This window comes from Bartonella sp. TT110JLCBS, assembly GCF_042193405.1.
Classification (GTDB): Bacteria; Pseudomonadota; Alphaproteobacteria; order Rhizobiales; family Rhizobiaceae; genus Bartonella.
Genome location: NZ_JBHILT010000008.1, coordinates 1 through 20,180 on the forward strand (window position 1 = coordinate 1; position 20,180 = coordinate 20,180).

22 protein-coding genes are annotated in these 20,180 nt (G+C 41.4%); 18 read left to right on the forward strand and 4 right to left on the reverse strand.

Going from position 1 to position 20,180, the window contains the following annotated elements; translation table 11 throughout:
- The first annotated feature begins 81 nt into the window (after positions 1-81).
- Positions 82-597, forward strand: coding sequence for a hypothetical protein (locus ACFILW_RS04685; RefSeq protein WP_375685250.1), 516 nt, complete (start codon positions 82-84; stop codon positions 595-597).
- Positions 598-722: 125 nt separating this feature from the next.
- Here the strand turns inward: ACFILW_RS04685 and ACFILW_RS04690 are convergent, their stop codons facing one another.
- Positions 723-1,028, reverse strand: a complete 306-nt coding sequence (locus ACFILW_RS04690) for a BrnA antitoxin family protein (protein WP_273756873.1) — start codon at positions 1,026-1,028, stop codon at positions 723-725.
- Complete coding sequence (locus ACFILW_RS04695; RefSeq protein ID WP_375612484.1) at positions 1,006-1,305, reverse strand: BrnT family toxin; 300 nt, start codon at positions 1,303-1,305, stop codon at positions 1,006-1,008. Before ACFILW_RS04695 ends, ACFILW_RS04690 begins: the two co-directional genes overlap by 23 nt.
- Before the next feature lie 194 nt (positions 1,306-1,499).
- On the opposite strand from ACFILW_RS04695, the gene ssb reads away from it, so the two are divergent.
- Together ssb and ACFILW_RS04705 are read left to right on the forward strand one after the other, a co-directional pair.
- A complete protein-coding gene (gene ssb, locus ACFILW_RS04700; protein WP_375612485.1) occupies positions 1,500-1,943 on the forward strand; it encodes a single-stranded DNA-binding protein in 444 nt (147 codons plus the stop codon).
- Positions 1,944-1,996: 53 nt separating this feature from the next.
- Positions 1,997-2,491, forward strand: a complete 495-nt coding sequence (locus tag ACFILW_RS04705; protein WP_375646523.1) for a hypothetical protein — start codon at positions 1,997-1,999, stop codon at positions 2,489-2,491.
- A 7-nt stretch (positions 2,492-2,498) separates the two neighbouring features.
- Here the strand turns inward: ACFILW_RS04705 and ACFILW_RS04710 are convergent, their stop codons facing one another.
- Together ACFILW_RS04710 and ACFILW_RS04715 are read right to left on the reverse strand one after the other, a co-directional pair.
- Complete coding sequence (locus ACFILW_RS04710) at positions 2,499-3,203, reverse strand: hypothetical protein (RefSeq protein ID WP_273758872.1); 705 nt, start codon at positions 3,201-3,203, stop codon at positions 2,499-2,501.
- A gap of 68 nt (positions 3,204-3,271) precedes the next feature.
- The gene (locus tag ACFILW_RS04715) at positions 3,272-3,649 is read right to left on the reverse strand and encodes a hypothetical protein (protein WP_375646524.1); all 378 of its coding nucleotides are present in this window, start codon (positions 3,647-3,649) and stop codon (positions 3,272-3,274) included.
- 297 nt (positions 3,650-3,946) lie between these two features.
- Here ACFILW_RS04715 and ACFILW_RS04720 point away from each other — a divergent pair, with 297 nt between their 5' ends.
- From ACFILW_RS04720 to ACFILW_RS04790, 15 genes are all read left to right on the forward strand, one after another.
- Complete coding sequence (locus ACFILW_RS04720) at positions 3,947-4,261, forward strand: hypothetical protein (protein ID WP_273724397.1); 315 nt, start codon at positions 3,947-3,949, stop codon at positions 4,259-4,261.
- Positions 4,242-5,567 (forward strand): PBSX family phage terminase large subunit, encoded by a 1,326-nt coding sequence (locus tag ACFILW_RS04725; RefSeq protein WP_375685251.1) that lies wholly within the window; start codon positions 4,242-4,244, stop codon positions 5,565-5,567. Before ACFILW_RS04720 ends, ACFILW_RS04725 begins: the two co-directional genes overlap by 20 nt.
- Positions 5,552-7,606: a portal protein gene (locus tag ACFILW_RS04730; protein WP_375646527.1), complete on the forward strand. Its 2,055-nt coding sequence runs from the start codon at positions 5,552-5,554 to the stop codon at positions 7,604-7,606. Before ACFILW_RS04725 ends, ACFILW_RS04730 begins: the two co-directional genes overlap by 16 nt.
- A gap of 11 nt (positions 7,607-7,617) precedes the next feature.
- Positions 7,618-8,529: a hypothetical protein gene (locus ACFILW_RS04735; RefSeq protein WP_375685252.1), complete on the forward strand. Its 912-nt coding sequence runs from the start codon at positions 7,618-7,620 to the stop codon at positions 8,527-8,529.
- Positions 8,530-8,625: 96 nt separating this feature from the next.
- The gene (locus ACFILW_RS04740) at positions 8,626-9,768 is read left to right on the forward strand and encodes a N4-gp56 family major capsid protein (protein ID WP_375685253.1); all 1,143 of its coding nucleotides are present in this window, start codon (positions 8,626-8,628) and stop codon (positions 9,766-9,768) included.
- Positions 9,769-9,787: 19 nt separating this feature from the next.
- On the forward strand, positions 9,788-10,237 hold the full coding sequence (locus ACFILW_RS04745; protein ID WP_375685254.1) for a hypothetical protein: 450 nt from the start codon (positions 9,788-9,790) through the stop codon (positions 10,235-10,237).
- A gap of 72 nt (positions 10,238-10,309) precedes the next feature.
- Positions 10,310-11,008, forward strand: coding sequence for a hypothetical protein (locus ACFILW_RS04750; RefSeq protein ID WP_375685255.1), 699 nt, complete (start codon positions 10,310-10,312; stop codon positions 11,006-11,008).
- Complete coding sequence (locus ACFILW_RS04755; protein WP_375627859.1) at positions 11,008-12,465, forward strand: hypothetical protein; 1,458 nt, start codon at positions 11,008-11,010, stop codon at positions 12,463-12,465. The genes ACFILW_RS04750 and ACFILW_RS04755 overlap by 1 nt, the downstream gene beginning before the upstream one ends.
- Before the next feature lie 41 nt (positions 12,466-12,506).
- A complete protein-coding gene (locus ACFILW_RS04760; RefSeq protein WP_375612500.1) occupies positions 12,507-12,890 on the forward strand; it encodes a hypothetical protein in 384 nt (127 codons plus the stop codon).
- A gap of 1 nt (position 12,891) precedes the next feature.
- Positions 12,892-13,947, forward strand: coding sequence for a tail fiber domain-containing protein (locus ACFILW_RS04765; protein ID WP_375646532.1), 1,056 nt, complete (start codon positions 12,892-12,894; stop codon positions 13,945-13,947).
- Positions 13,947-15,710, forward strand: a complete 1,764-nt coding sequence (locus ACFILW_RS04770; RefSeq protein ID WP_375685280.1) for a hypothetical protein — start codon at positions 13,947-13,949, stop codon at positions 15,708-15,710. The genes ACFILW_RS04765 and ACFILW_RS04770 overlap by 1 nt, the downstream gene beginning before the upstream one ends.
- Complete coding sequence (locus ACFILW_RS04775; protein WP_375685256.1) at positions 15,703-17,940, forward strand: hypothetical protein; 2,238 nt, start codon at positions 15,703-15,705, stop codon at positions 17,938-17,940. Before ACFILW_RS04770 ends, ACFILW_RS04775 begins: the two co-directional genes overlap by 8 nt.
- A complete protein-coding gene (locus ACFILW_RS04780; protein ID WP_375685257.1) occupies positions 17,940-18,932 on the forward strand; it encodes a transglycosylase SLT domain-containing protein in 993 nt (330 codons plus the stop codon). The genes ACFILW_RS04775 and ACFILW_RS04780 overlap by 1 nt, the downstream gene beginning before the upstream one ends.
- Positions 18,925-19,902 (forward strand): tail fiber protein, encoded by a 978-nt coding sequence (locus ACFILW_RS04785; RefSeq protein ID WP_375630251.1) that lies wholly within the window; start codon positions 18,925-18,927, stop codon positions 19,900-19,902. The genes ACFILW_RS04780 and ACFILW_RS04785 overlap by 8 nt, the downstream gene beginning before the upstream one ends.
- A 9-nt stretch (positions 19,903-19,911) precedes the next feature.
- Positions 19,912-20,163 carry a hypothetical protein gene (locus tag ACFILW_RS04790; protein ID WP_375612617.1) on the forward strand — a complete coding sequence of 84 codons (252 nt, stop codon included), beginning with the start codon at positions 19,912-19,914 and terminating at the stop codon, positions 20,161-20,163.
- Positions 20,164-20,180 lie beyond the last annotated feature (17 nt).

Here is a 20,180-nt window from a genome sequence, read left to right on the forward strand (position 1 = left end):
AAAGCGTTCTCAATTACGAACCTCTTATAGACGAGATCAATAAAGAGATCAAAAAATTATCGAAAACCGCAGGAAATGAATATGTTGACAGATAAACAGCTAAGAGCCTTGTTTGGCATTATAACTTTTATATCTTTATGTTTTTTAGGAATTAAAAAAAATCCCTACTTTATTCAAAGTATTTTGACATTCGCATCTGTTTCTTTGGTAATAGTCACAGTGGTTTTTGCAATTTTATGCAATTCTCATATTCCTTTTGAGTTGCAGAACAATCCAAAATACAAACGCGGCAATACAACAGGTTGGAAGACATTAACACGTGATTTACAACAGTATTTGCACAGACTTTTAAAGCTAATAAGTTTAGCGCTTGTCGTTTTAATTTTTCCAAATAGTTATAAAGAAACTGTTTCTTTACCTTTCATTTCTAAGTACGTGGAGTATAAGCTTTCTTTTCCATTGGATACTGTACTTTGGTACTCAGATATTGCTCTTTGGTATTCTTTTTTAGTTTGTGTATTTTTCCTTATGTTACGTACACGCAGTTTAATAAATATATCTATTTACACACTACAGTGCTCAGTTAAAAAGCTATAGTAAAATTTCCGATTTTATAAAACTGTTCAGATTACGTTGTCTCTTCTCAACGTTCATAGATGAGATCAACAAGGAGATAAAAAACTATCGAAAGCAGTTTGATACTCTTTGTAGCAGGAAAGAGATCAACGCATTGAACGAAGCATGGCGTCACGTAAAATTGCGTTAATCCGTGTTTGATATCCTTTCCCTTGACTTTTAAGCCACGCTAGAACGTCTGAATCCACACGTACTGTTGTGACAGTTTTGGTTGGTTTATAGAATGGATTGCGAACGGCGTTTTTCCAAAATGCATCATTGAGTGACGGAATATCACTATGATCAATTGCACTGTCCGGCATTGCAGCCAGCTTATCAACTTCAACTCTCTGTTTATCTGTCAAAGGTGATAAGTTACCTACATCAATTTCATAAAGAACTTTCTTCTTCATAACGTTTCCTTTCTTTCGAGTTAGCTCGCCGCGCTGAAATAATACGGATTACTTCTATACCATCTTTATCATCATGGACAGTATGCGCCACGAGCAGCAGTAAAAAACCATCCACAAGACCCAAAGTTTGCCAACGATATTCTCCGTTTTCAATACGGTCTTGTTTAACCATGGCGAACGGGTCTGCAAAAACACGAGCAGCAATTTCAAAACTGACACGGTGCTTTCTAAGATTACTTTTCGCTTTAGCTTCATCCCATTCAAATCTTATTTTCATATCTTATGTTAATACATTTATGTATGTATTTCAAGAGTTTTAAATGAACACTGAACTATTTATGTTTTTTTGCATATTAAATATAATTTTATATGTTAAAAAACAATAATATCATTTTGAAATAATTGAAAAAATAAGCAAATCATGCTAAGATTTTCTATGTATTAAAGTACAAGTTTAAGGTAAGAAAAAACATGCTAAATAAAGTGACATTAATCGGGCGTTTAGGTGCTGATCCCGAAAGCAAAACAATGAATTCTGGAGCAGAAGTAGTCAATTTTCGTATGGCAACTTCTGAGAGCTATACAGATAAAAATACTCATCAAAAAGTAGAGAAAACTGAATGGCATTCAGTTGTGATTTTTAATCCACATTTGGCAAAAATTGCACTTCAGTATCTCAACAAAGGTTCAAAAGTTTACGTAGAAGGAAAATTACAGACACGCAAATGGCAAGATAAAAATGGGCATGACCGTTACACAACAGAGATTATTTTACCACAATTCAAAGGCGAGTTGTATTTGCTTGATGTAAAGAAAGATCAATCTGCCCCTTCATCTATTACTTCTCAAAATTATGCTATCGCTTCAGGTGCCGCTGATCATAGTGCATCTCTTAATGACAGCATACCATTTTGATTGATAAAATATAACAAAGAGAAACATGTGGGCTCCCACAGATTAGGGGATGTATGAAGAAGAAAGATGCTTACATTTCACAAGTGAAAGTACGTCAAGATCCTGTTAATCAATTGGCAATTGAAATGCGTGCTAAACGCTTTGGTTTGACTATTGAAGAGGCTAAAAATCCGCTTGCTGGTACTTATGTTGGGCGGCTGTGTTTGCAAGGCATGCTTACTCAAGACCAGTATGATGCTGCGCAAAAATATCTTGAAGTGAAAAATGACTATTTGTGTGCAAAAGGTTTACCAAGCGCTGTTTATGATGAAATACCATCATCTTCTGATGACAAAGCAAGAGAAAAATGGGTTGAATTTGCAACAGAACAGTTTTCTAATATGCAAGAGGCGATAAAAGAAACACAACATCTCTATAGACAGTATAATCTTTATGCAGCAATACAATATATTGTTGTCGAAGACAAAACATTACCACATCTTGTGAATTCATTGCGGGTCGCTCTTAACGCGCTTCATAAATATTTTGACAGAAAAACTAAATGGTAAATGTTTGTTATAATGTTTCAAAGGCAGTTGATTGCTCTTCTGATATTTCGGCTATAAATACTGCGTGAGAAAAGCTAAATAATATATATACGAATAGCTCAAAGAATGCGATATAGAATACAATACCCATAGAGAGGTTTTCGCGAAACTGAATCCAGAGAAGCATTGTTTGTAGTAAAAATGAAACAGGTAGCGCTTGTATTCTATATTGGATTGGTGCCATACAGACTGTAAGGGGAAGAGTAAGCATTAAAATAATTGTCCCTAACAAATAAGGGGCAAAAGAGCGGGGGAAAAACGTAGCAATGATGTACCCTGTAGAAAACATAATTATAAAGGTAACCACTGCTGTGAAATAGGAGAGTGCCATAAGGCGTAAGAATAAAAATAAGCTGCGTTTAGCAAAACGAAAGTAATAATTTATCGTTTTTTCTCCGTTTTTTTTCTTAATCGCTTTATGTTCTCTAAATCTTTCTCGTTTCTCAATTATTTCGTTCCATTTGCTTTTATCCTTTGTAAAAGCATAATCGATAGTTTCTAACGTTGGCAGTATTATTGTTAATAGTATTTTTCCTACTAAATTTAGGAACTCTTTTAGAGTTTCAAGTATGCCCCCTAGAAATAATCCAATGCCGTAAATTACTAATATAATAATATCAATTAATATTGGGATTATTAAGATAAGGATTACAATTCCTATAATAAACCACATTTTCTCCCCTTTTTTATTAATTATCAATCATAGTATTGAACCTTTAATTGATTTTTTCTCAACCAGATTCATTCTTTTTCTGTTGTTGCCAAAGCTTTTATTATTATCTTGGACAATTCCTCATTAATTATTTCCTCTTCAACCGCTTGAAGTTCATTAATTCTTTGATCTTTCCAATCAGACGCTGCCTGATAATTTTCAATTAAGCGATCATGTTCAAAATTTGCTTTTATTCCTAGGTAATTTCTCCAAGCAAACAACGAAATTGCTACCACTAATAAAAAGTTTCTTGAAAATTCAAGATGCCAAAGCACCCCGAGTACTATGACCAATAAAAGAGTACCTTGAAATTCTGTATTCCGACCATTCTCTGCTTCTTCCCACATGTCAGAGACTATAGCCCATAGTATGAGTATACCCACTATTACTATGACAATATCACGCATTGTTCTCCCCCGCTTTTTATTAGTTTCTAGTCATATAATTGATTCGTTTAGAAGATACAATTGTGAGTGGTTGGTTGTTAAAGACACTAGATTTAGGTAAAAAAAATAAAAAATACACAATATAGTGATTTTTTTGTTGACAGGATATGAAAAATAGTGTTTTATGGCGTTGCTGTACTAGTCGAATTGCGTCTAGAATTACGGTAAAGGTATAACCTTTCTTATAAGTTTATATGATTGTTCAGAGCCCTGCTTTTGCGGGGTTTTTTATTGTCTTGTTTACAAAAAGAAACACACATGAAAACCACTGAAAAACTTGCAAAAAGAACGCCCCCAAAGGCAGGTCAAGGGCGGGTAAAAGGTGTGCCAAATAAAACGACACGTATTTTGAAAGAAGCAGTGCTTAAGGCAGCAGAGCGCGCTGGTAAGAAATATGGTGATGATGGTTTGGTCTCTTATCTAGAAAAACAGGCAATCAAATGCCCCGCTGCTTATTTGGCATTGTTGGGGAAGATTTTGCCTCTTCAAGTGACAGGGGAAGATGGCGGGGCGATTAAGATGATAACGCGTGTGGAAATCGCGCCTTTAGTTCATGACAACACGACAGATTAATATTGTTCCAAAGCTTATACCGATTTTTACAGATAAGGCTTTGGTGCGTGCGGCTTGGGGTGGACGAGGGTCTGGAAAGACAAGATCATTTGCCTTGATGGCTGCTTTAAAAGGCTATCAATTTGGTAGAAGAGGGATATCAGGCACTATACTTTGTGCACGTCAGTTTCAAAACTCGCTAGCAGAAAGTTCATTGGAGGAAATTAAACGCGCCATTGAAGCGCATGACTTTTTAAAGGACTATTACAAGGTTGGGGAGTCGTCGATTAAATCGATAGATGGTCGTATAGCCTTTCAGTTTTCTGGTCTGGACCGGAATATTGCAAGTATCAAGTCTATGGGGCGTATTTTGCTTTGTTGGGTTGATGAGGCAGAGCCCGTTACAGAGACAGCTTGGCAAACGCTTATACCGACTTTGCGTGAAGAAGGAGAGGGATGGCGGGCAGAGTTATGGGTGACATGGAACCCGTTGCGAGAGAATGCCCCCGTTGAGAAGCGGTTTCGCTTTTCAGACAATGAGGCAATCAAACGTGTTGAGATCAACTGGTCAGACAATCCGAAGTTTCCCAAGATCTTGAATGAAGCACGACTTGATGATCTGAGAAACCGCCCCGAGACCTATAAGCATATCTGGGAAGGGGATTATCTGAAAGCGGTTCAAGGTGCTTATTATCAAAAGGAAATGTTGGCAGCCGAGCAGGAGGGGCGGATAGGGCGTGTTGCTCGTGACCCCTTGATGCAAATACGTGCTTTTTGGGACATTGGGGGTACGGGCGCCAAGGCAGATGCAACAGCGATATGGATAGCGCAATTTGTTGGTAGAGAGATCAGAGTGCTTAATTATTACGAAGCACAGGGGCAGCCTTTATCGGAGCATATCGGTTGGTTGCGTCAAAATGGTTATGAGAAGGCGTTGATGGTTCTCCCCCATGACGGTGCGACGAGAGACCGTGTGCACAATGTGAGTTTTGAGAGTGCTTTAAATGATGCGGGTTTTGAAACGCAAGTGATCCCTAATCAAGGGGCAGGGGCGGTTAAGATGCGTATAGAGGCGGTGCGTCGTATTTTGCCGTCTGTTTGGTTTAATGAAGAGATGACGGTAGCAGGGCGCAAAGCACTGAATTGGTATCATGAGAAATGGGATGAGAAGCGCGGCATTGGTTTGGGTGCAGAGCATGATTGGTCGAGCCATGGGGCGGATGCCTTTGGTTTAATGTGCATTGTCTATGAAGCCCCCCATGTCAAACCCAAGCAAGAGCGTTATTGCACTATGGAAAGAGAAGCGGCATCATGGATGGCATTCTAGATCAAGACTTTCAAAAAACGACAATCCTTGATGAATATGAACTCTATAAGCGTTTAAAGTCTTGGTACGCAGAAGATGTTGAACGTGTCAATGAATGGCGTGAACAGGCGCGTGAAGATTTTGATTTTTATAATGGTCGTCAATGGGCAGAGGAAGATCTTGCGGTTTTAAAAGAGCAACGCCGTCCTGTCATGACTTTTAACCGCATTGCACCCCTTGTGAATGCTATTGTTGGGGCGGAGCGTAATAATAAGCGCGAAGTACAGTTTCAACCACGGCAAATGGGAGCAGCAATACCCAATGAATTGCTTACTGGAGCAGCAGAATGGTTTCGTGATGAGGCGGAGGCGGAATATGCCGATTCCGATGCTTTTCAGGATATGGTTATTTGCGGTATGGGCTGGACAGATACGCGGCTTGATTATGATACAGATCCCGAAGGGATACCTGCTGTTCAACGTTTAGATCCCTTAAAAATGGTTTGGGATGCTAATGCTGTAAGACCAAATCTCATTGACGCACAGCGTATGTGGTATGTTGATCGCAAATCCGTTGAGGATGCTAAAAGTCTTTTTCCTGATGTTGCTGTTGAAGATCTTAACGCCGATTGGGCTATCGATAGTACAACCGCTTCTGAGGATTCTCATGTGTCGCTTGATGCGTATCAAGATGACTCCAATGCGACTTCTCTCTCAGATCCGTATTCTGGGAAACGCTATGTTACGCTGGTTGAATGCCGTTGGTTTGAATATGAGACCACTTACAAGGCGCCTGATCTTCAAACCGGCCAGATGCGCAACTATAGCAAACAGGAGTTTGAACAGCTTCAAAGGGTAATGCCACAATTACAAGGGGTGTGTTTTAATAAAAAAGTGGTGAGACGCGCTTTTCTGGGACGACGTCTTTTAGCAAAGCCCGATAAGCCATTAGCACCTGATGGGCAACTTGGGTGGGAGTGTATCACGGGCACGCTGGATAAGCTTAAAAACCAGTTTTACGGGATTGTTCGCCCCGCAAAAGATCCACAAAAATGGTCGAATAAATATTTTAGCCAAGTGATGTATATCCTTAATAGCCAGTCTAAGGGCGGCTTGATGGCAGAACGAGGCGCTTTCGATGATGATCGCCAAGCCATGGAAAGCTGGGCGCGAACGGATACGATTACTTGGGTTAAAAATGGCGCGCTTACAGGAGGGAAAATTCAACCAAAGCCAAGTGCACAATTTCCCAATGGATTTTTCCAGCTGTTTAATGAATCGCGTGAAGCGATAACGCATGTAACAGGGTTATCGGCTGAGTTTATCGGAACACGGGAGGTCAACCAAGCCAATGTGCTGGAAAATACACGCCGGCAATCAACGCTTAATTTGCTTGCGGGGCTGTTTGATAATCTCAAGCTTTATCGGTGTAGGCAGGGAAAGATTATCCTTTATCTTATCCAGAATTATCTCTCTGATGGGCGTCTGGTACGTATTTCTGGACAAGAGAATGCCCAATATGTGCCGTTGACGCGTGAAGCTGTTACGACGCTTGAGTATGACATTATTGTTGATGATTCACCGACAAGCCCCAATGAAAAAGAGAAAACTTTTGCGACAATTACGCAGATGTTGCCATTGCTTGGTGGGTTCTTAACACCGGAGATGATTCCAGATCTTTTAAAGCTTTCCCCACTACCGGCAACATTGGTAGCAAATTTAACGGCAAAAGCACAGCAGGCACAACAAGAACAACAGCAACAGCAGATGATGCAACAAAGCCAAGGGGCGCAATTAACTCCAGAGCAACAAGCAAAGATTACTGTTTTACAGCAAGAAGCGCAAGCAAAGAGCACACTCTATCAACTTGATGCGCAGCAGAAACAAGCGGCATTGCAGCAGAAAAATATCGAACTTTTCTTGAAACAAGAACAAGCGCGCATGCAGCTCGAACTTCAACAGGCAAAAAATGAGATAGCGCAGCGTGATTTAGAACGCAAAGCTTTACAGACACAGTTGGAACACTATCGAGTTTTGACAAAAAATATAATAGCACATTGAAGGGACAGAATATGGAAGAAGAGTTTACGCCAGAAGAACAAGCAATCTATGATGAACATTTTGCCAGTGATAATGTTGTTGAGTTGGTCGAGCCAGAACAAGTTGAGGAAGTTTTTGATGCAGAGGAAAGTTCTGAACAGCCAGCTGTAGAACCACCTCAAGAGCAGCCAAATTCTGATGTAATAGAATCTGATAAACTAGAGCAAGAGCGGCAAGCACGACAAAAGGCAGAACAAAGCGCCATTGAAGCGCGTGAATTGGCTATTGAACTTGCGCAAAAATATGCCGCAATGCAGGAAGAAATCACGCGCCGCCGTGAGGAAAATATTCCCTCCCTAGAAGACGACCCAAAAGCACATTTTGCATGGCTTAGTCATAAGGTACAAGAACAACAGAAATTGCTTGATGAGTTTTCTCATATGAGAGAGAGCCAAGAGCGCATGAGTCAAGAGGAATATGAACGCCAAAAGTTGGGGGATTATTTCGAGGAAGCTAAAGCGCAAGTACAAGATAAATATCCAGATTTAGACAGTATCACGGACTATCTCTATGAAAGAGCAGACAGTGTCTTACAAGCGCAAGCAAGCCTTTATCCGCAATGGAAAGACCCAGAGGCACGGCAACAACAAATTGGTGCTGAATTGCGCCAAATATGCCAGCAGTGTCAGAAAGCTGGTATAAACCCAATTGAGGTGCTGGTACAAAAAGCAAAAGCTTTTGGCTATAGTGGAGCGCCCGTTAAGGACGAAGTAGGAGCCCTTCAAGAGCGCTCTCAAGCAGCGCGGACACTTACAGCGCGCGGCGGACAAGTTCCAACAGGCGGTATGGATGTGAGAACGCTCTTTTCCATGCCAGAAGCCGAATTTGCTGTATGGGTTGAGAAAAATCCCGAAAAATTTGAACAAATTATGAGCAGAGCGTGAGATGTGCGTGGTGACGCAACAGAGAGAACCAAGTGATTGTTATCGTTTGGGGGTGCCGCAAGGCGAGTTTTAAAACCAAGAAAGGCATTGATTGAAATGGCAGTAACACAGGTAAATCTTAATGACCCATTAGCCGTTGGCGTTTGGGCTAAGATGCTAAACACAGAAACTTCAAAAGCGTTGCCCATTGCACCGCTGATGGGAAAAGGAAAAAACAGCATTATTCAAGTATTGGATATGCTAGGAAAATCCGCTGGTGACTCTGTGACGAGCGGATTAAGAGTCCAACTTATGGGGGATGGCGTTAGCGAGGGACAAACGCTGGAAGGCAATGAAGAAGCACTCCAATTTATGAATGAAACGGTGCGTATTAACGAGCTTTCTCATGCTGTACGCGTAAAATATGAAGGCACCATTGATCAACAACGTGTTTTATTTAATTTACGAACAGAAGCAAAGGATGGGCTTGTTGATTGGTATGCAGATCGCTTAAGTTTGATGTTCTTCATTCAGGCAGCAGGTTATACAGCACCATGGATTCACTTCGAGGGACGCACCATAACCCTTAAACCCGTACACTATGGTTTTAATGCTCCGTTAGAGCCAAGCAAATTGCGTATTATTCGCCCAGCTAAGAAAAAGACTGATGAAGAACTTACAAAAGACGATGTTTTTACATTAGATCTTATAGATCAGGCTGTTGAACGCGCTAAACTTGCTAATCCACGTTTGCGCCCTGTTCGTGTTGATGGAAAATCGGCATATGTGATGTATCTCCACCCAACACAGGTGACCCAATTGCGTACCAATACAAAGAGCGGGCAATGGTTAGACATTACCAAGGCAGCTTATGATGGCTCTGGAGCTAAGAACCCAATTTTTAATGGTTCTTTGGGGATGTATAACGGTGTCATTTTGCGTGAAGCTGAACATGTCCCCAATGGTATCAATTCAAAGACACAAGAGCCTGTTCCCTCTGTTCGTCGTGCTGTGTTGCTTGGTGCGCAAAGTGTTATCATGGCTTATGGGCGCGTTGGCAATGGAGCAACAGGAGGCGATGGGAAAGGGGGAACACGCTATAAACTTGTTGAAGAACTGTTTGATTATCAACGTGAATTTGGGGTTGCAGCTAAAACCATTATCGGCATGAAAAAGTCACGCTATACCTTGCCGCATTCTGATCAAGGGGGACAAGACTTTGGTACCATTGTCATCCCTTCTTTTGCTGAAGCAAGCTAATTATTAAAGGATGACAATTATGGCAGAAAAATCGCTAATTACACAGGAACCTGATGAAACCGTTGAGACTGTTGAAACCGTTGGCATGATAGATGAGGGATTGCCACCTGTTTTGCAGGGACGTAACAACTCTACGCAGCAGGTTAGTTTTTTACGGGCGCGTATTAAATGTACAGACCAAGGGTTGATAACGAAAATTGGCGTTCTACCCCGAGGGGCTTTTATCAAAAGCATTACAGCTTATACTATGGAGGATTTTGAAGATGTAAAAGCTACATTTGGAAAAGAGCCTCATGGTAATGATTATGGAGATGTATGGCTTCGGCAATCTACCGATGGCAATGTGTACATACCCATGGAGGAACGAGATGTTCCATTAGAGGCTGAAAATACGATTTACATGACACGAGACAAGAAAAGCACCAAAGGTGATGCTGAGGTGATTGTTGAGTTTTACACTAATCGTTAAAGGCAAGGGGGCGTTTATTGTTTGCGTCCCCCTCCTATACAAGATGCCCCAATACATTTGGAAGAGGCTGATATGACAATAATAGTACAGACAGGTGGTCCGATTGGAGACAAACAGACCATTGCTCCTTGGGATAAAAATTTTATCCAGATGTTAAACGATATTCAGGATGAAATAGATGATCAAACAGATGAGTATGTTGATCAAGTGCAAAGGGCGATATTTTCGGCTATTCGCTTTTGTGAACGATTGCCTTTTTATTTCAATGAAAGCCGCGAAGTTGTTTTTACCACTCTAAAGGGCAAAAGCCGTTATGGCGCAGAGGAAAATCCAGTTATTCCGGCTGCTGTTCGCATTGTTGATGCTTACGTTTATGAAGATAATCACAGCAAAGCAAAGCTTTTGCAGGTAGATCCGCTTGTTATTGAGAATCTTGAGGATGATTGTAGCCATGGCATACCTACCCGCTATGCTTATTTTGAACAAAAGCTTATTTTGTATCCAATCCCAGACCGTATCTATTCTATCAGGCTTATTCTTGATCCTATAAGAATAAAAGACATTGAGAGTGCACAAGAAGCTTCAATATGGTTTTTGGAAGCCTATGAACTGATCAAAACCCGCGCAAAATATGAAATTTATACCAATATTATTAAAGAACCACAGATGGCTGCGGCAGCTTTTGCCATGTTTCAAGAGCAACTCGATGCGCTACAAATTGAGACTTCACGGCGCAAGAATTTGTTGAGAGTTCAACATACGGATTTCTGATGACCTTTATTCCTATTGCTGAGTATAGACCAGATGTTGCATTTATTAATAGTGGTTATTCTAGTGAGATCGTGAACGTTTTACCTGCACCAAATTCGTATATTCCGTTTCCCATTGTGGCGCCGGTCTCAGATCCTTTTCCGGATGTGATTTTGGGGGTCTATGCGGTGCGCTCATTGGGTGGTGTGCGCATCATTGTGGGTGCACCAACAAAACTTTATGAATATGACAACAGCACGCGCGGCTGGAAAGACATTAGCAAACCTCACACACAATATCACGCCAATGAGACTGCACTTTGGTCTTTTGCCTCCTTTGGTGATCATATCATTGCTGTTAATAGCAATGACCCACCACAAATGCTTTCGTTAAAAACGGATGAAAGGTTTTGTGATTTGAGTGGTAATCCCCCGCGTGCTGGACTTGTGCGTGTGTGGGGTGATTTTGTTTGCCTGATGCAATTAACAGATAAGCCAAACCGTGTTCAGTGGTCCGGTTTGAATGATGCGACACATTGGACGGTTGGGGAGAAAAGTTGCGATTATCAAGATTTTCCCGATGGAGAATATGTTCAAGGGTCTACGGAATCAACAAATCCACTTATTTTCATGCGCTCCGCCATTTATCATGCAACCTTTGTACCAGGCTCTAAAATTATATTCAGTTTTGCAAAAATAAAAGACAAAATAGGGGCGAAAAGCAGCACAGCAATTGCAAGCCGTGGAGACTGTACTTTCTTTGTCTCTGATGATGGTTTTTATCAAATCAACAGTGCTGGTGAAATGCTCCCTATAGGCTTTGGTAAAGTCGATAAAACCATCTTCACACTTTACAATAATTTTGCCATTGATGAGATGAGAGCATGTATTGATCCGGTCTATTCTCGTGTTTATTTTTCTATCAATGATAACACTGAAGGGATGCATATTTATGTTTATGATTGGCTTTTGCAAATATGGAGTGTCATTAAGGGGCAAAACCTTCTCTTATTTCCCCTTTTTGCAGCCGGTTATACATTAGAAGGCTTAGACGAAGTACAAGAGAGCTTGAAAGATTTACCAGCTTCTCTTGATAGTAAGATGTGGCAAAATGGTGCGCCTGTTTTGGGAGCTTTTACGCCAGACAACACATTTGGTTTTTTTGCGGGTCCTCCAATGGAAGCAGTTATTGCTTCACAAATTGTGGGGGATACGGGCAGGCAAATCAACCTGATGAGTGAGGCTTTTGTTCAAGCGGATACAACAAAAGGTTTTTTAAGTGTTGGGGCGGCTTTTATCATTGATAACAAGAACCAATTAAATTGGGCTAAAGAGCGTTATGCCGGCTATAATATTGGGATGTATAATATCCGCTCACGGGCGCGTTATCACGCTTTGCGTCTGAGAATACCAGAAGGCACTCCATGGACACATATAACAGGCTTTGATGTAACGCTGAAACCCGCGGGCATAAGATGAGTTTTAAGATCTATAATACAGAAAAATGGAGCGCTGAACAAATGGCGCCCTATTTTGACAATGTCATAAAATCGATAGCTTATTTTAATCAAAAATTCCCTGATGATTATAATACAGAGACCATTTTAAACGATATTTTGAAGGGAGAAAAAGTTCTTTGGATTATCGTTGATGCGCATGAAAACTTTATGGCGCATGTCACAACACAGTTACAAGAACTCGTCACTGGAGCATTAAGGGCGGTTGTTGTCACGCTTGGTGGAAAGGGAGGAGCACCCTTAACAAAGCTTATCACTCAGATTGAGGCCTATTACAAGAAAAAAGGGGCAAAAGAGCTTGTCATCATAGGCAGGCGAGGGTGGGAAAAATCTCTTAAAACGCATGGATATCTCGTTAATCTTTTAGAATATAGAAAGCAGCTTTAACATGGGAAAAAGTTCTAAACCAATCCAGAATACCCAAAACACGACGCAAACAAATGAACCCCCTGCATGGGCAAAAGGTATTTTTGAACACGCAGCTCAAGATGCCATGACTTTTTATAACCAAGGCAGCGGAAAAGCCGTTTATGACGGGCAGCGTGTTGCGGGTTTAAGTGATCAAACAAAGAATGCGATTAATGGGCTTAGCAATAATACGCATAACTATGATAACAACACTTTAAATGGATTAGCCACAGGGCAAAATTCAACAAGCCAAAACTTAAAGAACATGGCTTCAGGGCAACAAATAGGCAATAACCCTTACTTTAATGAAGCACTTCAAAACGCATTAAATAAAGCAACAAGCTCTATTAATAGTTCATTGGCAGGTGCTGGGCGTTATGGTTCGGGTGCACATACCGGCGTTTTGGCTGATGAATTAGGGGGCATAGCAACACAAGCTTTATCACAGCAATATAACCAAGATGTCAACAACATGATGAATGCCAATGGTCTCATTGACCAAGCAAATCAAAATCAGTTGGCGGGTGCCAATAACTTCTTTCAAGGTCAAGGTCAGGCAAATCTTAATGCGTTGACGGGAGGGAGTGTACTTGATGCCAATCATCAACGGCAATTAGATGAAGAGCGGCAAAAATGGGAGCAGCAGAACAATCTTGATTGGGACCAGTTAAGTAAGTTGCTTACAGCTGGTGGGGCTGTTGCTGGAAATTATGGAACGCGAACAGGACAAATGACGACATTGACTCCACAGCCAAAACCTAATCCGTGGGAGATTGTTGGAAATGTTGGAACTATCCTTGGTACTTTTGCTGGGCTTAGTGATATCAGAGCAAAAGAAAACATCAGAGAAGCTGGGCAGAGAAATGGCTATAAACTCTATGAATACAACTACAAGGGGCACCCAGAGCGCTATCGCGGGGTGATGGCACAGGATGTTTTGAAGTCAAAGCCAGAAGCTGTTTTCTTGCATAAGGCGACAGGTTTTTTGCATGTGGATTATAGCAAGCTTGGCTTTGAGATGGAAAGGGTGCAGTGATGTTTTGGCGAGAAGAATTAAATGCATTAGAGCGTGAAAAAGCTTATAGAAAGCGTAAAGCGTTGGAACTTGCTGCTTTTAGCACAAACTCTTTTGATGCGAGCAATGGGGATAATACTCCACAAAAATTGAGTCCTACAGAGCTTATTCGTGGTTCTCAAACAGGGACAGAACAAGCTGGGAAAAAAACGCCAGCAGAATTGATTATGTCTACAGATGATTTAAAGCGCCAAATGCCTCCATTACCGGATGCTTCAAAGGATACTGTTAAGATACAAGAGGCGCCAGAGCAACAAAAGTATGACTTCTCAGATCAGGGAGGTGTTGCATCAATGATCCCTCAATCTCCACTTGTTGGGAACATTGATCAGTCTAGTGGGGATGAAGCTGGGCGACAGCAAAAAGATGTGATGGATTATATTGCTCAACTTAATGAGAAATCTATAGCGGAAAACTCTTTGAAAAACAATTCTGGAAATGATGAGGAAAAGCTTTTTGAGGCACCCATAGGAGAAGAAAAACATTTGAATGCACACTTACCAGAAGAGGAACATTTAAAAGCAAGTGGTGATCTTGAACAAAAAACAGATTATATCAAGTCACTTGATAACTTTGTTCAGACAGGAGCAAATCCAAGTAGCTTATGGGAGCGTTTTAGAAAATCAGAATTTTCCGAGCATTTAATGGATTTTTTTGCAGGGCTTGCGTTAGGAAAGACACCACAAGAAAGTTTTTCAAATGCATCTATCCTTATGCGGCAGGGCAACAAGGAACGCGCACAACATAAACAAACTTTGCAATTTTTACGCTCTAAAGGGTATAGCGATGAAGATGCGCAAGCACTCACGCAATATCCAGATCTTGCCATGAAAGTAATTGGCAACACGTTAAGCCCTCAAGAAGGTTATAGAACATTGACAGCAGAAGAAAAGGCAGAGCAGGGATTGCCTGAGGATATGGCTTTTCAAGTTTCAACAAGTACAGGGAAAATTATCCCAGTCCAAGGGGGACAACGTTCCATGGCTTCTGGATTAGGGGGAAATACTGATAGCATGCTGTCAAAGCCTGAAGCAGGTTATATGCTTGTTAAGGATGAAAATTCCCCTCATGGTATACGTGCGATGCCAATTGCAGGCAGTGGTGCAGAACATAAATTAATTCAAGAACAGAAAGAGGAGGAGCGTAAAGAACAGCAAGTGAAAATGCAAATTCTGGATACAGCAGACCGGTCAAATCGTATACTCTCGTCATCTAAAGAATTGCTAAAAATTGTTGAGGAACACCCGCATGTTGTTGGTTTCACGGGTTCTATAATGTCGTTCCTTCCTAATTCTCAGGCAAAAGATTTTGGGCATATGCTCGATTCATTGAAGGCAAGTATCGGGCTTGATGCCTTGAGAAAAGCAAAAGCATTTTCACCAAATGGCGCATCTGGCTTTGGGAATTTGTCTAATATGGAATTGCAAGCATTGCAAAACTCTGTAGCAGCACTGTATCAAGATCTTTCTGCAGAGCAAATGAAGAAATCTTTAAAAACAGTTATTGACACTTTCAATAAATCCAATGCAGCAACGCGCGCAATTCTTTTTGGTGGTGCAGAAGCAACAAACGAGCTCGTTCGAGCCGCCTATGGGCAAGATGCTTATAAGGGAAATCATGCACAGTCAAATGATCCACTAGAAAAACAGATAGAAGCATTGCCGGAAGGCATGTTGTTCGTTGATAGTGATGGACGCATTAAGGAGAAACAAACCAATGGCTGAAGTAATCCCCCCTCTTATTAATCGTAAAAACACAAGAGTCATTGGGCATATAAGTGACTATACACCAGAACAGCTTCAAGAGCTTTTCGCGAAGAATAAGGAAAGGCTAAGTGGTTCTGTTACAGGAAATAATGGTGCAACAGAGGAAGATGGTCCACATCCAAGTGTTGCGGGTGCTTTTGGATGGGGAGCTCTTCATGGGTTAACTATGGGCTATGATGATGAAATAGCCGGAATATCAGAAGCGGGTCCTATTGCTTATTGGATGGGAGATAAAGAGGCAGTCAAAAAGTATAATGAAGTGACAAAGCGATGGCGTGATTATCAAAGAGCGGCGAACCGAGATCATTTTTATGCATCTCTTGCGGGGAATTTAACGGGTGCTGCGGCACCCGTAATTGCTTCTGCCCTCTTTCCACCCGCGGCAGGGGCTACTGCTGCTGCTCGTGCGGCAATTGGGGCTGATGTTGTGCTGGGAGGAAGAGCTGGTGTTGCAGGAGCACAAATAACCAGTAAAGCTTTAGCAGCAGGAGAAAGGGCGGTGCAATCTGCTTTAGCAGAGGGTGCGGAACGGGCAGCGGCAAAAGCTGCAGGTGAAGCAGCAATGAAAGCAGTAGCAAGTAAAGAGGCGGCAAAATTTAGCTTGGGGCGTGCAGCAAAAACTGGAGCCATTTATGGTGGAATAGCAGGCAGTGGTGAGGGAGAAGGGCTTGCAGATACTCTAGTGTCTGCTGGGTTTGGTGCAGGGCTAGGCGTTGCAACACCATTTGTTGCCAGTGGTGTATCAAAAGCAACATCTTTTGCGACAAGATCACTAAAAAAAACGCCTGCTATTGTGAAAAAAACACCTGCGGCTCTCAAAAACACAGTTGGAAAATTGTTTGGTAAAACTGAACCAATAACACAAGGTGTAGAAAAAGAAGCATTTCAGATAAGCGATAGAGCGCTTAGGGATGTAAGCCAAACTTTAGGGGATGAAGGTGTTGATAAACTTGAAAGGGCATTAAAACAGCGAGGTCCTGATTCAATGATTATTGATCTTCATGATGGGCTTGCTACAAGAGCTTTTAAGGCAGCAAAAAAAGACCATGATACATATTCGCTCATAAGTAATCGTTTGAATGAAAGGCAAGATGCGAGTGCATTGCGGGTAAAGAATGCGTTGACAGATGTGATGGGTCCAAAAGTAGATACGCTTAATTTAAAGCAAGAGATTATCAAACAAGCACAGAAAAAGGCTGAACCATTTTATGAGAGGGCGAAAGATTCTCCCATTTCTAATGCTGTTCGTGAAGATTTATCGCGGTTGCAAGAAACTCCTGCCTTCCAAAAAGCCTATAAAAAAGCAATTGCGCAAATGCCAAATGAAGCGGATGCAACAGTTATAGAGAGCAATGGATATCCAAAGCTGAATATGCGAATTTTACATAAGATGAAAGAGGTTTTGGATGATCAAATTAATTCTGCGCGCATCAAAGGAAAACAAGGATATGCGCGAGATTTGACTCTGTTCAAACAACGCATTCTGGACGTTTTGGATACGTCCTCTCCAGATTATGCTAAAGCACGGAAAATTTATTATGACGAGCGTACTATTGGTGATGCCCTCGAGCAGGGAGAGCAAGCGCTGAAGAAGAGCGTTAATCTCGACACAATCAACAGTCAACTTTCGGATTTTGGGTTGATGGAAAAAGATGCGTTTCAAAAAGGTATACGGTCGCAAGTAGAACATGCGGCAGGCAATGCACAGAATTTTGACCACAATCTTTTGAGTTTGTTTGACACAAAAAATGGTCAAGAAAAATTGCAGCGGAGTTATGGTGAGGATAAAGCAAAACAGCTTATGAAAATGTTGCGACCAGAAGTGGAAAGAACAAAGCTTTTTGCACGATTGCCAAACCATATAGGTGAAGTGGAAGAGAGGGGGGCACAACAGACTATGGGTGTAGGAAAGATTGCTTTCATCAAGGCAGTTGTAAAAAATTTCTTAGAGAAATTTGGACGCAAATTCTCAAGCGTCCATAAAGATACTGAGAGAGATATTGCAGCGCTTATAACAGCGCGGGAAAAAGGAGATTTTGGGTTAGCAAGAGAAAAAGCCGTTGAATTAATTAAGAAGTTTCATGAAGCAGAAAAGAAACGCTTAATAACCAAAGAAGACCACACAAAATTCTTCAATTTTCTTGGCATTCTTTTGAATAGCAGTGCTGATAGAACGGTTATAAACTAATGATCAATTTTCATCCCAATGTGAAGCGTGCTATCTCACAGGCAGCACAAAAATATGGTTTACCAGAAAGCTTTCTTGAACGTGTTGCTATGATAGAAAGTAATGGTAATCCAAATGCAAGAAATAAGAACAGCAGTGCAGGGGGGCTGTATCAAATTCTCGATTCAACAGCAAAACACTATCAACTGAATGACAAGTTTGATCCCTTTCAAGCAACTGATGCTATGGCACGGTTAACGAAGGATAATACGCGTTATTTAGCCACAGCATTAGGCAGAGAGCCATCAGAGGCAGAGCTTTACCTCGCACACCAACAAGGACCAGCAGGGGCAGTAAAACTTATCAAAAATCCACATATTCCAGCAAGCCAGCTTTTAGGTCGACAGGCAGTCACACTCAACGGTGGCAACATGGAAGCTACAGCAAGGGATTTTATGAATCATATTTATGGACTTTATAATAAAACGGGAGATGCTTTGAAGAAAACGATACAGCAAAACCAAAGCAATGGACAAGCAGCACCAAACGAGGTGGGGCCTTTGCGTGGGTTTGAGAGGCTTCAAAAGACAATTCAAGGTAATCAAGTGGGGCAAGGTGATCAAGGGGGCAACCAATTGATGGCATATGACACGCCATTCCCAAACAGAATGATGGCACCTGAAAGCAGAGACAATTTAACAGGACAGGTTATGGAAACCACACCATTACAAGCACAAGGTATTGATGCAGGTGCTCTTAAAAAGGGCTTTTCCGGTTTGCTTCATTTAATGAGAGAGAATGGAGAACGACAAAAACAGCAGGCACAGATGGTACAGCAACAAATGTTACAGCAACCAGTCATGGCGGGTTTCTCACAATCGACTGGGGGACCGACAGATTTAACACCTCTCATTGATCCCTCTAGGCGGCAATCTGTTGGTTCCTATGGGCGGCAAAAAGAAGAGCAATTGCGCGAAGAGCTATTAAGAAGAACGGGGGCTTATCATGTCTGATATTTATGACTGGTCACTCACAGCTGATCAAAATGCCAATTCCGATAGTATCATTAATTGGGCAGAAGGGCAGCCACCTAGTTCTGTTAATGATAGTGCGCGGGTCATGATGCAGCGTATACGTGAATATCTTGCCGATAATGGTGGTTCCCTTGACTCAAAGTTTATTGTGAATGGAAAGGAACAAACAACATCAATCACGTTGACGACGGTTTCGCCAATAGCAAAATATAAAAACGATATCATTATCCGCTTTAAGGCGCGTGGTATAAATATTGGTACGACAACAATAAACATGAATAATATAGGAGCAAAGCCACTCTATAAAGCCACCAGCACGGGAATAGTATCATTGACAGGTGGTGAGTTACAAACAAATGGTATTTATGAAATAGTCTATAATGATGGCGTATCAACAAAAGGTCTTGATGGCTGGTATCTTTTAAACCCTACCCCCATTCCACCACCGAAGGTCGAAACCTTTCCTTGTGGTTTTATTGCGACCTTTGCTATGCAAGAAGTCCCAAACGGCTGGCTTTTATGTGATGGCGCTACTTATGAACGCAAGGATTATCCGCAATTATTCAAGGCGATAGGGGATAAATGGGGAAAAAACAGCGATACAACCTTTAAAGTTCCAGACTTTAGAGGAATGTTTTTGCGCGGCTTTGATAATGGGCGCGGTTTAGATCAAAATAGAGACTTCGCAGAGGTGCAAAAAGACAGCATTAAATCTCATACACATGCTTGTACCATTGAAGAGGCAGGTCAACATACGCATAAGCATGATTATTCTATGGTTACAAGAGTTGGTCAAATAGGTGGCAGAAATCCTGCTTTTGGTAATTCATATTATACAAAAGATACACAACCTGCTGGAGTGCACACGCATAAGGTAACGATTTCTTCAACGGGCGAGGCAGAAACACGCCCTGTTAATGTACCGGTTGTTTATGCCATAAAATCGTGAGTTTTTCAAATGATCAATAATCCGTCTGCTATTGATGATATTGCGGACGCGGAGCAAATCCGCGTCCTTTTTTATGCAAGCAATCGAATGGTTCATGCACCCTTAAATAAGGTACTTGATCTTGTCAAAAGCGACATACAGCATGATCTTTTAAGCGCTTTGGCAGAATATAAAGAAGCGACAGATAAACGCATAGAGATCATGCAAAAACTTATTGATGAATTGCAGTCCTCTCTCTCTCATAACAAGACAACGAACTGATTAAGGAATGAAACGCG